At 38.9% G+C, this 13,626-nt stretch carries 15 protein-coding genes; 11 read left to right on the top strand and 4 right to left on the bottom strand.

The window, feature by feature from the left end; translation table 11 throughout:
* Positions 1–246 precede the first annotated feature (246 nt).
* Together PQ474_RS07455 and dapF are read left to right on the top strand one after the other, a co-directional pair.
* Positions 247–489, top strand: coding sequence for a hypothetical protein (locus PQ474_RS07455; protein ID WP_273841476.1), 243 nt, complete (start codon positions 247–249; stop codon positions 487–489).
* Between the two features lie 21 nt (positions 490–510).
* On the top strand, positions 511–1,344 hold the full coding sequence (gene dapF, locus PQ474_RS07450; protein WP_273842129.1) for a diaminopimelate epimerase: 834 nt from the start codon (positions 511–513) through the stop codon (positions 1,342–1,344).
* Between the two features lie 63 nt (positions 1,345–1,407).
* Here the strand turns inward: dapF and PQ474_RS07445 are convergent, their stop codons facing one another.
* Positions 1,408–2,472 carry a M14 family zinc carboxypeptidase gene (locus tag PQ474_RS07445; RefSeq protein ID WP_273842127.1) on the bottom strand — a complete coding sequence of 355 codons (1,065 nt, stop codon included), beginning with the start codon at positions 2,470–2,472 and terminating at the stop codon, positions 1,408–1,410.
* Positions 2,473–2,795: 323 nt separating this feature from the next.
* The gene (mqnE, locus tag PQ474_RS07440) at positions 2,796–3,890 is read right to left on the bottom strand and encodes an aminofutalosine synthase MqnE (RefSeq protein WP_273841475.1); all 1,095 of its coding nucleotides are present in this window, start codon (positions 3,888–3,890) and stop codon (positions 2,796–2,798) included.
* Positions 3,891–4,236: 346 nt separating this feature from the next.
* On the opposite strand from mqnE, the gene PQ474_RS07435 reads away from it, so the two are divergent.
* The 7 genes from PQ474_RS07435 (at position 4,237) to PQ474_RS07405 (ending at position 9,467) form a co-directional block, all read left to right on the top strand.
* Positions 4,237–4,440 (top strand): aspartyl-phosphate phosphatase Spo0E family protein, encoded by a 204-nt coding sequence (locus tag PQ474_RS07435; RefSeq protein WP_273841473.1) that lies wholly within the window; start codon positions 4,237–4,239, stop codon positions 4,438–4,440.
* 80 nt (positions 4,441–4,520) lie between these two features.
* A complete protein-coding gene (locus PQ474_RS07430) occupies positions 4,521–4,874 on the top strand; it encodes a HesB/IscA family protein (protein ID WP_273841471.1) in 354 nt (117 codons plus the stop codon).
* Positions 4,875–5,381: 507 nt separating this feature from the next.
* Entirely contained in the window at positions 5,382–6,596 is a 1,215-nt protein-coding gene (locus PQ474_RS07425; protein ID WP_273842125.1) for an NAD(P)/FAD-dependent oxidoreductase, read from the top strand.
* 219 nt (positions 6,597–6,815) lie between these two features.
* Positions 6,816–6,953, top strand: a complete 138-nt coding sequence (locus PQ474_RS07420; RefSeq protein ID WP_273841469.1) for a YuiA family protein — start codon at positions 6,816–6,818, stop codon at positions 6,951–6,953.
* A gap of 153 nt (positions 6,954–7,106) precedes the next feature.
* Positions 7,107–7,424: a YuiB family protein gene (locus tag PQ474_RS07415; RefSeq protein WP_273841467.1), complete on the top strand. Its 318-nt coding sequence runs from the start codon at positions 7,107–7,109 to the stop codon at positions 7,422–7,424.
* 281 nt (positions 7,425–7,705) lie between these two features.
* On the top strand, positions 7,706–8,533 hold the full coding sequence (locus PQ474_RS07410) for a methyl-accepting chemotaxis protein (protein WP_273841465.1): 828 nt from the start codon (positions 7,706–7,708) through the stop codon (positions 8,531–8,533).
* A 232-nt stretch (positions 8,534–8,765) separates the two neighbouring features.
* Positions 8,766–9,467, top strand: a complete 702-nt coding sequence (locus tag PQ474_RS07405; protein WP_273841463.1) for a 3D domain-containing protein — start codon at positions 8,766–8,768, stop codon at positions 9,465–9,467.
* Between the two features lie 63 nt (positions 9,468–9,530).
* Here PQ474_RS07405 and PQ474_RS07400 read toward each other — a convergent pair whose 3' ends face one another.
* Both PQ474_RS07400 and PQ474_RS07395 read right to left on the bottom strand, forming a co-directional pair.
* Positions 9,531–10,343 (bottom strand): cobalamin-binding protein, encoded by an 813-nt coding sequence (locus tag PQ474_RS07400; protein ID WP_273841461.1) that lies wholly within the window; start codon positions 10,341–10,343, stop codon positions 9,531–9,533.
* A 40-nt stretch (positions 10,344–10,383) separates the two neighbouring features.
* Positions 10,384–10,860: a divergent PAP2 family protein gene (locus tag PQ474_RS07395; protein WP_273841458.1), complete on the bottom strand. Its 477-nt coding sequence runs from the start codon at positions 10,858–10,860 to the stop codon at positions 10,384–10,386.
* Between the two features lie 270 nt (positions 10,861–11,130).
* On the opposite strand from PQ474_RS07395, the gene PQ474_RS07390 reads away from it, so the two are divergent.
* Together PQ474_RS07390 and PQ474_RS07385 are read left to right on the top strand one after the other, a co-directional pair.
* Positions 11,131–12,612, top strand: coding sequence for a leucyl aminopeptidase (locus tag PQ474_RS07390; RefSeq protein WP_273841456.1), 1,482 nt, complete (start codon positions 11,131–11,133; stop codon positions 12,610–12,612).
* Positions 12,613–13,088: 476 nt separating this feature from the next.
* A complete protein-coding gene (locus PQ474_RS07385; protein ID WP_337956351.1) occupies positions 13,089–13,598 on the top strand; it encodes a TRAP transporter small permease in 510 nt (169 codons plus the stop codon).
* Positions 13,599–13,626 lie beyond the last annotated feature (28 nt).

Raw genomic sequence — 13,626 nt, 5'->3', positions numbered from 1 at the left:
GTGAGCGAAGCCATTGCAAACACCATAAGTACAGGGCGAATTAGGAGAAAGAAAAAAGGTCGAACTTTACCTTTTTTATTTCTATCTAAGCAATGAGCGAAGCCACTGCAAACACCATAAGTACAGGGCGAATTAGGAGAAAGAAAAGAGGTCGAACTTTACCTTTTTTCTTTCCATCTAAGCAGTGAACGTAGCCATTGCACCCTTAAAACGACAGACTTGAAGCGGGGAAGGAAGTGTGAACAGGTGGATGTCATCCCATTTGTAAATACCTGGCCATATGAGCGCCTGTTTAATGATATATATGTGCAAACATGTCCTTTCTGTGGGGCGGAAAATGTGTTAACCAATATGAAAAAATCAGAATTTAAGCGAGCGCAGGAAAGTATAAAAACCAATTTAATTATGCCGTGCTGCAATGGGAAAATGACCATTCTTGAAGCGGATGAAGATTACTTTTGGACTGATAAGAAGTTAAGAAAGGATTGAACCAATTTGCAATTCACAAAAATGCACGGATTAGGAAATAGCTATATTTATGTTGATATGTTTAAACAAACGCTTGATGAAGATAAATTGGCCTCATTAGCGATTGAAGTTGCTGATAAAAATAAAGGAATTGGTTCCGATGGAATGATTTTGGTTTGTCCATCTGACGTCGCGCCTGTTAAAATGCGTGTTTTTAACAACGATGGATCTGAAGCAAAAAATTGTGGAAATGGCTTGCGCTGTGTTGCGAAATTTGCTTTTGAGAATGGGTATATTGAAAAAGAAACATTTAAAATTGAAACAGTAGGTGGCTTGGTTGAAGCGACGGTTCATGTACAAAACGATAGAGTTCATACAGTGAGTGTCGATATGGGGCATCCTATCCTTGCGAGACAGGCGATCCCGATGCTAGGCGAAGAACAAGAGCAAGTAGTCGGAGAATTATTTACATTTGAGGATCAAGAATTAAAAGTAACTGCTGTTTCAATGGGAAATCCGCATGCGGTCATGTTTGTGGAACATATTGAAGAGGCGCCAGTGGAAACAATCGGACCTAAAATGGAAAAGGATGAGCGTTTCCCTGAATGGGTAAATGTCGAGTTTGTTGAAGTGGTATCCGAAACGGAGCTTCATTTTCGCGTGTGGGAAAGAGGTTCTGGTATTACACAAGCTTGTGGAACAGGAGCATGTGCTGCGGTAGTTGCTGCGGTTCTTAATGGTCACTGTCAAAAAGGGGAAGAAGTCATTGTTCATTTGCTCGGAGGAGATTTAGCGATCACTTGGCAAGAAGATGGGAATGTCCTTATGAAGGGGGCGGCTGAAGTGATTTGTGAGGGAACCTTTGAAAGAAAATAAAGGTTCATTTTGATGTATTTAGTTAACAGGAGAAAGGTAACCTTCATCGGTTACCTTTTTTCTTTATTCGCCTTCTTCTTCCTCAGCAATTCTATTGGTTTGGAAAGGTAATATTTCCCAGAAACTAGTATCTACAGATTCGATCGAACCGTCAGCAATGGCTCTAACCGTAGAATCAAGCGTCGCAATGGATTGTTTGATTAAATAACCATTGCTTTTTTGCCCTAATACATATGGTTCGTAGGAGTGGTCAGACATCCCACGCATTTCAAATAAAAGTGTGGCAATATCGTATCTTTCGGCAATTCCGTTTCGACCAATGTTTAAGCCTGTTCCTCCGTTGTATTTACCTAGATGGCCCCACCCTTTTGATTCAATTTCGTGATAAACAACGGCACCCAATTTCTTAGAGTTTTCAACTACTTCAGGGTTAATAGATGAATTAGTCGGATATAAAATCGAGCCAGATACATATTTTCCGTTTATTTCACTTTGGGTTCCTTGATGATGTAAATCAATCAAGTAATCAATGTCATATTTCTCAAGAACATTTTTGTGTAACGCATATGCTTCAGGTTGCATAGAAGAAACTTCTTTATCATGTTCACGGTTTAAGTCAAAGTTATTCGCATTCGTACGAGTAAGATGACGACCACCATCAGCAACATAATTCTCAGTAGAGAAGTTAACGTCTCCCATTGCACCATCAGCGTTTTGCATTGGAACGATTAGAACGTTTACATTCTCTAATACGCCTTTTGTTTTACCAGTACCGAGGTGTTTAATGAACTCCAAAGCGCCTTCAGTAGCTAGTTGCTCGTTCCCGTGCTGTTGAGTCAAAAAGAGGATCGTTGGATTAGCAGGATTCGAGATGTATTTAGCTAAATAAATATCGCGCCCTTTTACTGTTTGTCCAATAACCTCGAGTTCTAATGCTTCTTGCATTTTTTCTTGTTTTTTTAGATAATCAACCATTTCATCATATGTAATAAGCATGGAGGTCCGTATGGATTCGTTTCCGTTGTAATTTGGTCCATTTCCTACAGCTCCCACAGGAATTGCCGCCGTTGCAAGAGCACCAAACGCCATAGCACTTGCTAGAGAAACAGTAAGAATTTTTTTACTCATCTTCTTCATAAAACTCCTCCTCGTTAATAGAATTGCCTACAACAATATTGTAAATAAAGGAAGATAAGCTTGTAAGATTAGAAAAACCTATCTTCTGTAAATGTTTCGTATTACTAAATAACTAGGGTAAAAAGAAGAATGAAGTCGATCATTGTCGGGAGTAGAGGGGCTGTAGAGAAAAAGGAGGAAGTTGTCAGATAAAGCATTTTGAATAAATATCGCTAATAGGAGAGAAGTAATAGAGTGGACATGTTATCTTTTTTTCTTTTACAGGAGGAAAAAAGAAAAGCTAGGAGCGTTTTCTCCTAGCTTTTCTTTGATTATTAATAAGTCTTAATCACATTATAAAACGTATCGCGCTCAACTGGTGTTTTCCCGGCGCTCTTAATAAGATAGATGAGCTCTTCACGAGTAATTCCTTGCGAGGTTAACGCTCCAACAGCATGTGAAATACGCTCTTCGATTAACGTACCATGAATGTCGCTTGAACCAAATGTTAAAGCCATTTGTGTTAGCTGAACACCAATGTTAATCCAGTAAGCTTTGATGTGATCAAAGTTGTCTAACATTAAACGACTAATCGCCAATGTCCGCATATCATCATAGGCAGTTGTACGACGCTTAATTCCGGCATTGATACTACGTGGTTGCATGGCTAGTGGGATAAAGACCATGTACCCATTCGTGCGGTCTTGAAGCTTGCGAAGGCGATCCATATGAATAAGGCGCTCTTCTTTTGTTTCAATGGAACCATAGAGCATTGTTGCATGCGTCTTTAATCCTAGGTTGTGGGCAATTTCGTGAGCCTCTAACCATTGGTCCGTTGATGCTTTGTCTGGACTCATTTTTAAACGATAGCGCTCTGTTAAAATTTCAGCACCACCGCCAGGTAGAGTATCCAAACCAGCTTTCATTAATTCTTCAAGAACTTCTTTCATCGATAAACCTGAAATACGTGAGAAGAACTCAATTTCAGCACCCGTATAAGCTTTTACCGTAACTTGAGGGTAGTGCTTTTTTAACGTACGAATCGTGTTCAAATAATAGTCAAAAGGAACCTCATGATTATGTCCACCAACAATATGGAATTCACGGATGTTATCATTCCATCTTTTCTCCACATATTCAAGTAATGCGTCACTATCCATTGTATAAGCGCCTTCTTCACCTGGCTTGCGCTTAAAACCGCAAAAACCACAATTGGCTTCACAAACATTAGTCGGATTGATGTACATGTTTTCAATAAAGTAAACATGGTCTCCGTTTTTCTTATGGTTGACTTGGTTTGCTAACTGAGCAATACCAAGTAAATCAGGACTATCGAATAAGTATAAGCCATCCTCTATCGTAAGACGTTCGTCGTGGTTGACTTTTTCTGCAATGGTTTGCAGTTTTGTATCGGTTAACATAATTCCCATCAACTTGTCCTCCATTTCGATCTAAATAAACCGTTCATATTCTATATTGAAGTTCGAATTACAAGAAGGATTTTGCTTCTTTTTATAGAACTTAATAAAAAAGGTTTATATTCTTTCGTATTTGCCTACTATTATACTATCAGAATAGGATTAAAGAAAGAAATAGCATTTTTATGGGAAATCATCGGCATTACAAATTTCATAAATTTGTAAATTTTAATAAAAAAAACCTATTTTTAATAGTTAGCATATTGCATTAATTTCCTTTTGTTTGGTACTATTACTTTAATACTAAACTGAGGTGTGCGAAAGAGATTAAAAGCTGTCTGTGGAGAGGGTGATGGAGATGAACAAAGTATTGAAACAAGAAGCATGTCTGGAAAAAATTGAGGAACTACGTAACAAAATGGTTAATGCAGCAGGACAATACGGAATGAGTCATCCTATCGTACTTCATTATAGTCAAGAATTAGATCGTGCACATAATAAAATGATTCTGTTAGAAGTACCCAATAGATCAACTAATTGGCAACGTTCGTTTTCTTACTGAAAGAATTCCGCGAGTGGATCACTTGAGGTTCAAGGTCTGAAGGAGTATACTAATCGTAACAGCGATTAGGAGGGATGTTCGTGATTACATTAACGGATGCAGCAGTAAGCCAAATTAAAGACATGATGAAAGCTGAAGGTGAAAACAACTTAATGCTTCGCATTGGTGTAAAAGGCGGCGGCTGTAGCGGACTTTCATATGGAATGGGTTTTGATTCAGAGAAACATGATGAAGATACACTGTTAGATATAAATGGACTTTCTGTCTTAGTTGACAAAGAAAGTGAGCCAATCATTAATGGGCTTGTTGTTGATTACAAGCAGAACATGATGGGTGGCGGATTTACGATCGATAATCCAAATGCTATTGCATCTTGTGGATGTGGCTCGTCGTTCCGGACAGCAACGAATACAGGAACACCAGAAGAGTGCTAAATTTAATTTTATCAAGTCCTTGTAACGAGTCGTCCTCGTTATGAGGCTTTTTTTGTTTGAAAGGAACTATTCAGGTGGTGAAGGCTTTTGGCATTTATTTCGCGACTGAAAAGTGGATATTCACCATTTAACAAGCTCATATGATGAACTCTTCGAAATTATGAGCCTCAGGTTGGCTCCCTCTGGAATGCAAGAACCTTGTTAGACTGCCACTTATAATTGTAATGTCGTCATTATAAGTATATCTCATTGTTGAAACGGCTGACGAATAATAAAATTGTTTTCGTTTACATTAACAATAAGAAAATGTCAACAAGCTACATTCATTTGAAAAAAAAGCTTGATAAAATAAGAAAAGATGTTGAAAAATAAGAAGAAAAGCCATATTATTAGATGTGTATTTGTGAATTTTTTGCGAAATTATCATTTTTACTTACGTTTTACTATATCTTGGTTCGTGAAAAGAATCACAATGTTTACGGGGGAGCTTTAAAAAATAAAAAGAATATGGAAGTGATTGATTTGAAGAAGCCGAATATCGTTATACTTGGTGCCGGTTATGCAGGCATGATTACAGCATCACGCTTGTCTAAACAACTAGGACACAATGAAGCAAACATTACATTAGTGAATAAGCATGACTACCACTATCAAACAACATGGTTACACGAGCCAGCTGCGGGAACTTTATCCCCAGATCGTACTCGTATGCCAATTAATAGTGTTTTGGATTTGAATAAGATTAAGTTTGTGAAAGACAGTGTCGTTGAAATTAAGCGCGAAGAAAAGAAAGTTGTTCTTGAAAATGGAGAACTTGAGTTTGATTACCTTGTAGTCGGACTAGGTTCTGAAGCTGAAACATTTGGCGTACCTGGTGTTCACGAATATGCATTTAGCAAGTGGACTGTAAACGGGGCACGTGAAGTGAAAGAACATATTGAGTATATGTTTGCAAAATACAATAACACACCTGAGCCACAGGACGAGCTTCTCACGTTCATCGTTGCAGGTGCTGGATTTACAGGTATCGAATTTATTGGTGAGCTATCTGAGCGTCTACCTGAATTATGTGCACGCTATGATGTACCGCGTGAAAAAGTTAAAATGTATGTCATTGAGGCAGCTCCAACTGCTTTACCAGGTTTTGATCCAGAATTAGTTGAATATGCAATGAACCTTCTTGAAGGTCGTGGTGTTGAATTTAAAATCAACTGCCCAATTAAAGAAGTTACAGAAACAGGTGTTACGCTTGCAAGTGGCGATGAGATCAAATCTGAAACAATCGTTTGGGCGACGGGTGTTCGTGGTAGTGCGATCATTGAAAAGTCTGGTTTTGAAGCGATGCGTGGACGTATTAAAGTCGATCCTGACTTACGTGCACCTGGTCACAATGATATTTTTGTTATTGGAGATTGTGCGCTTCTTATCAATGAAGAAATCAATCGTCCATACCCTCCAACTGCTCAAATTGCTATGCAAATGGCAGAAGTATGTGCAAATAATATCAAGGCCCTTATGAAAGGTGACTCGTTAAAAACGTTTAAACCGGACATTAAAGGAACTGTTGCTTCGCTTGGTGGTAAAGAGGCAATCGGTGTTGTTGGAACAAGAAAATTATTTGGTTCTTCAGCTAACTTTATGAAGAAGATGATTGATAACCGCTACCTGTTCTTATTAGGCGGACCAGCACTTGTTCTAAAGCGTGGAAAGAATCCAATGTAATAAAAAAAGTAGAGGATGTATACTCTGCACAAAAAGCGAATGCATGTATTGCATTCGTTTTTTTGTACATGAAAAAGTAAGAATACGGACATAATTAAAAGAAATAACTTCATGTTTGCGCTTACATGAAAAAGTAAGATTATTTGACGAACTTTTATTTTTTGAATTATTCTGATAATATTTCTTTATCACTTTAAATGAAAATAAGGAGTGTTATAAATGAATCATTCATATACACAGACTAAAGCGGAACATTGTCCGTATTGCGAAGGAACGGGTTACTTTCAACTTCTTCTCGGAGGAAGTGAAACATGTAACCAATGTAAAGGGAATGGGCAAGATCATCAATCAAAGTAAGCGAATGTAGAGAGGTACCAGGTCCATAATGGATCTGGTCCTTTTTATATATGTTTATTTAAGAAAATAAATTGACACAAAGATTTCATGACATACAGTTGACTTAAAAGTCCCGTGTTAAGTAAACTTATAAAGAATACGGGGGTGCAAGACGTGAATTTACCGCAATTAGTTATTTCGATGGTTCTGTTTTTGATATTATTTTTTGGAATCGGTTTTTTGCTGAATATGGTTTTGCGATCAACTTGGATTATGGCCTTTGCCTATCCGATTATTGTTATATTAATCGTTGATAACGTTCGATTTTTTGATTATTTTACTGCACCTGTAACATCGTTCGCTTTGCTAGGAGCTGATTTGATGGCACTTCACTTAGTAGATATCTTAGTTCTAACGTGTGGTTTTATTGGAGCGATTATCGCAGGAGTCGTCATAAAGATGTTACGTGTCAGAGGTTATCAAATGTTTTAAGGAGTCTTCCAGTAGGAAGGCTTTTTTTTGTTATGGTTGGAATGAAAAAATGGTAAATAGTGAAACTGTCCGATCTTGTCGAAATTTATCGATATAATTATGTAAGAATATGTTAAAATTAAAAAATCATTAAAAAAGTACTAGAAAGGGATGCGGCCTTTCAGGGAGAAAAAATAAAAGTAAATACGAAGGATGAAATTGGAAGTCTTACCTCTTCTTTTACGAAAATGGTTCAACAGCTTCAAACTTTACTCTTTTCATTGCGTCAAGCGAGTGAAGAAATGACGAATTTCAGTTCGAATGTAAAAAGAGATACCGCTCAATTATTTGATACAAGCAAACAAGTGATGATTTCGATGGAGGAAATGGCTGCTGGAACAACAAAGGTGTCTGAAAACTTGCAAGATGCAGTCGTTTATGTGGAGAACTTGGAAAAAGTATTTGACGTGAATGTTGCATCCGTTGACCATGCTGTGAATTACGGTCAGGAAGTAGCTTCCTCCGTAAAAGAGGGAGAAGAGACGGTAGAGGAGCAGAGAGAGCTCTCAAAACAAAGCCTGGATGCAACCAAGTTCATATCTAGTTCGGTTCAGTCTCTTTCCGACAATCTTCAATCCATTCAAGATATGGCTTCGCTTGTAGCTGGTATTTCAGAACAAACCAATTTGCTTGCTTTAAATGCCGCAATTGAAGCTGCACGAGCTGGTGAGGCAGGCAAAGGGTTTGCCGTCGTCGCTGATGAAGTTCGTAAGCTTGCTGATCAGTCAGCTGAAGCAACTCGTTCGATTTTCTCGATGACAGCGGCGATTGAAACGAAAATGGTTGAAGCGAAGAAAGCAGTTGAAAATGGAGAATGGATTCAAGGAAAGCAACTGGCCATAACAGAAAGAACGGAAAGCGTCTTTCGTTCGATCGAGCATGGTGTGAAACAAATGACTGAACTTCTTGATCAATTGAGTGCAACAACAATAGAATCGAAAACAAGTGCTCAAAATGTATTAGAAGTAGTTGAAAGCATTAGCGCAGTGACGGAGCAAACCGCAGCTGGAAGTGAGGAAATATCAGCATCTAGCACGGAACAGCTAAAAATCAACGGAGGAAATTGTTGAAAATATTAAAAAGCTAGCTGAAATCAGTGAGCAACTAGATAATCAAATGAGACAATTTCGAACGGAATAAATCAGAGAGAGCTCTCTTAGTAAGGGGATATTGAATGTCGATAGCCTTTATTCTAAAGGAGCTTTTTCGCTTTTTGCTTCTATTGTTTAAATTTTCCATCAATTAATGCGTATATTTTCGTTTCTCTCTGGAAATGCTGTTTTCATGAGAGGAGTGAAATTTGTGGTAACTTTGAAAACTTTAAGTCGTAGAGTTTTTATGAGCGGCTTATTTATGATCGCGTTGTTTACAACGTTCCATACTTTCTCAGGAGTAAGTGCTGCTGAACTTCAAAAATGGATGATTGAAAATATCGAGACTAGCTCAGAAGAGGTGGTTAATACGGCTCGTGACAGTGCGTATAAAGGAACCTCTTTACGATCTAGATCCTTACCTATCATGCGGACGGAAGAACAATCGATGTCCCAAGACATTGTTGAATCAGAACCAGTTGCCCTAGAGGAAGCAATTGATTGGTCCATCTATCCTTCTCAAACGGTAGTCGCAACCGGCTACACAGCGGGTTATGAGTCAACAGGTAAAAATCCAGGGCATCCAGGTTACGGAATTACATTTTCAGGTGTGCAGGTGAAGCGTGATTTGTATTCGACGATTGCAGCTGATCCTAGTGTCTATCCAATTGGAACGGTATTGTTTATTCCTGGTTATGGGTATGGAGTTGTAGCAGATACTGGTTCTGCTATAAAAGGGCATAAAATTGATTTATACTATGATACTGTCAGTGAAGTCTTTAATGAATGGGGTAAACAGGAAGTGGAAGTCTACCTCGTAAAAAAAGGTGACGGAAGTTTGACGGAGGAAGAATTAAAGAGTTTAAATGAAGACGATGCTGTACAAGTGTTTCGAAATCAGATGAGTAATTAAAAAAAGAAAGTGACGTGCGTTCTGTATTGACAGTTCTGCACGTCACTTTGCGTTAGGTCAAACTTATTTTTTTTCTAGTAGTGGATCAAGACCATCGTTCTCAGGCATGATATCTGGGTGAAGGATGGCTGCCAATTGTTTTAATCCTAGAAGCAATCTCGGTGACGGACGGCAATATAGTTCTTCTTCTAAAATGTGTATCTGATTCATTTGAAGAGCCTCTAGCTCAGGCCAATTTGGTCGTTTCCAAAGTAATTCTGGCTTGACCTTTTCAGTTTGTACACCGACCCAAGCAAGGCAGATATGATCTGGGTTTTGCTGGTAAACATCTTCCCAGTCGGTTTGAACACTTGCAAGGTCGACATGATCGTACGCATTGCGTCCACCTGCTAACTGGCTAATCTCCGTTAACCAATTTCTTTTACCGGGTGTGAAAATGGGCTTAGGCCACCATTCCCAGTACAGTTTAGTAGGATTTACTTGGTAACACTTTTCCTCGTATGTATGTAAAAAGTGATCGTATTTCTCTAATATTTGTTTGGCTTCTGCTACTTTATCTGTTCGCTTTCCTAAATCAAGCAAATTCTCTTTAATATCTTTTAAAGAATTGGGGTTATAGACAACATGAGGGATCTCTCTTTTTTTGAGTTCATCCACATTCTTTTCCATGCCTGGTACACTTAAAGAAGCAAGAACAAGGTCTGGTTTTAACGCTTCGACTTCATCCATCCGAATGGAAAGATCAGGACCGAGTCGAGGTAACCCTTCAATGGATTTAGGCCAGTCAGAAAAATCATCCACACCAACTAATTGATTGGTTAATTGTAAATAAGCAAGGAGTTCTGTGTTACTTGGACAAATAGAAATAATCCTCATAGGGTATCTCCTTTCGATTAGATTAATGATTGGCGAAGCTTTAGTGAATAGCAACGTGAAGAATTAAAGTGAGGATGATCCCAAGTAAGGCACCAAAGAACACTTCAATCGGTTGGTGACCCAAAAGCTCTTTCAGTTCTTTTCGTTTTTCTAATTCTTCCTTTTTAGGCCAAGACTTTACTTCATCAACTAGCTTATTAAAATCAGTGACAAGTTGGTTGATAACAGTTGCATGGTAACCAGCATGACGTCTAATTCCGGTTGCATCAAACATGACAATGATTCCAAAAATGGCTGATATAGCAAAAAAAGAGGAATCTAGGCCAAATTCAAGTGCTATGGCTGTTGATAAGGCGGTCACTGCTGCTGAATGTGAACTTGGCATGCCTCCTGTACTTGTAAGTAAAGCCCATTCTAATTTTCGTGTTGCAATAAAGGCGAGTGGTACTTTGACAAATTGAGCAAATCCAATCGCAAATAACGCGGCCCATAAAGGGAAATTTTGAAATATTTCCATTGTTGATTATAACGTCCTTTCCAAACAAGTAAGAGTACTCTTTTAGTCCTTTATACCTTATAAAGTGGTGTTCAAAACGGAAACAAAAGAAACAACCTTTTAGCAAAAATGACTGTTTAGATTGTCATTCATTATAACATAAAATGAATTGTTGTTATTAGTGTTCGTTTTGCATTCGTGTTTTATCGGCAAAAAAATCATTTCGTTTATCGAAATAGATCGTAAACCGTGTATAATAAAAGAAGTACGTAATCTAAAGGAGCGAAAAAAATGTTTACCATTTTACCAAAGTTTGATGTAAGCAGCGAGCATGATGCCGTTGTGGTTGGAGTTTTTAACAATGAATCTTTCGGGCAAGATGTACAAACGATTGACGATGGATTAAAAGGTCAATTAACGAAACTAAAAAAAGCAAAAATTAAAGACGTAGAAAAAGTTTATACGCTTGGATTGCTACATTTTGAAACCGTGTACGTTATTGGGTTAGGTAAAAAGGGAGAGTGTACAACAGAAACATTGCGTGAAAACATGGCACTTGTCGCAAAACAAGCAAGAATCGATAAAACAAAGAATCTTGGTGTTTTAGTAGAGAGTTTTGTGGTGGACGACCGTATTGACGCGTCTGATGTCGCTGTTCTCATCGGTGAAGGTGTAGCTTTAGGATCGTATGAGGTGGAGGATTACAAAGAGAAAACGAATGAAGTCGATGTTAGCGTTGAGAGCGTAACCTTATATGGAGAGAACCATGAAACACTTAGAGAAGCGGTACAGCTTGGCTATACATATGGAATGGGAACAAATCGAGCTAGAAAGCTAGTCAATACCCCAGGTAATTTGCTGACCCCTACGGAACTAGCTGAAGAAGCAGTGGATCTAGCGAAAGAGCATGGCTTTGAATATGAGGTTCTTGAAAAAGCAGAGATGGAGAAGCTTGGAATGGGTGCATTATTAGCCGTTGCGGCGGGGAGTGACCAACCACCAAAAATGATTGTTTTAAAATACATCGGGAACAAAGAGTCGGACGAACTTATCGCCTTTGTGGGAAAAGGACTAACATTTGATTCCGGCGGGATTTCTATTAAAGGTAGAGAAAATATGCATGAAATGAAAATGGATATGGGAGGGGCGGCGGCTGTTCTAGGAGCGATGGACATTATTGGGCATGTGAAGCCAAAGGTCAATGTGTTAGCGGTCATTCCTTCTTCTGAGAACTTATTGAATGGGTCTGCTCTTAAGCCAGGCGATGTCATTCGTTCTTTAAGTGGAAAAACGATTGAAGTTCGTAATACAGATGCAGAAGGCCGCTTAATCTTAGCCGACGGAGTAACTTATGCGAAACAACTAGGGGCGACTTCGTTAATCGATGTTGCTACTTTAACAGGAGCGGTCTTAATTGCACTTGGAAACTGTACAACAGGAGCTGTTACGAATAACGAAGAATTAATGGAAGACATATTGGAAGCATCTGCAGAAACAGGAGAATGGATCTGGCAGTTACCAAACTACGAACCGTACAAGCAAATGCTCCGTACAAGTGACGTAGCAGATCTAAATAATGCACCTGGCCGCTTAGCTGGAAGCATCACCGCAGGTCTATTCATCGGTGAATTTGCCGGAAATACCCCATGGGTCCACTTAGATATCGCCGGAACCGCATGGCAACCAAAAGCAACCAACCTAGGCCCACTAGGCGGAACTGGAGCCATGGCAAGAACACTAGCACAGGTAGTAATGGATAGAGAGGTTTTATAAAAAGGGCGAACTTCCCTTTTTATAAAACCTCGAAGCAATGAGCGAAGCCACTGCAAACGGTTTTAAGCCTTTTGAGTGATCTTCTCAAAAGGCGGCAAGTAGAGTGAAGCCATTGCCATGTCGCATAAAAAAAGGGCGAACTTCCGAGGGCGCTGAAAAAGGTAAAGAACGTACCTTTTTCAGTGTCCTCCGAACTTCCCTTTTTATAAAACCTCGAAGCAATGAGCGACTTCATCCTTAGCGGATGAAGTCTTTTTTTGTCGCGGGCTTAAGCATTTGCGATTATAAGAGCGTTGTGTGGAGCATTAAGCTAGATCAGAAGTGTTAGTGAAGCTCAGGCTAGATTATAAGTTTTCTGTCTATATTAAGCTCGTATATCGTGTTTGAGGTGGGAAACTTCTTCCAGTATGATTATTACTATGTAGTTTTAAAAAAAACAGTCAAAAATGATGAAAGGAGGAGATCGATCATTGAACGTGCTGCGAACATTGGACCGTTGGCTAGTGAAAATCGAGGAACAGATTCTTAGTTATTCGATTATTTTAATAGCTGTAATGGTTATAGGAAATGTATTAAGTCGAGCCATTACAGGGTCGAGTTGGGCATTTCACCAAGAAGTAAGTAGATTTGCTGTGACCGTAGCCACTTTTATGGGGATCAGTTATGCAGCAAGAAAAGGAAGGCATATTAGTATGTCGGCATTTTATGACCTAGCGCCTTTTCCAATTCGAAAAGCACTTGCCATCATCATTCCAGCCATCACCGCTTTTGTCCTCTTCGTATTGTCTGTATTTGCTTATGATTACTTCATGTCACTTGTCGCATCAGGACGAGTCACAACAGCCATGCAAGTTCCGGTCTATTTATTTGCCGCATTTGTACCAATCGGATTTGTTCTCGGTGGAATTCAATTTTTACGAAACATGTGGGTAAATATTAAAGAGAAGGAAGTGTATTTGGCTCAAGAGAAGAAGGATTACTCTTAAATGAATTCTCAGAAATTAAAATAGACTG

Origin of the sequence: Halalkalibacter alkalisediminis (assembly GCF_028610705.1) — a bacterium.
Taxonomy (GTDB): domain Bacteria; phylum Bacillota; class Bacilli; order Bacillales; family Bacillaceae_D; genus Halalkalibacter; species Halalkalibacter alkalisediminis.
Note: the sequence above shows the minus strand (reverse complement) of the source record. Positions and strands in the feature narration are given on the sequence as shown.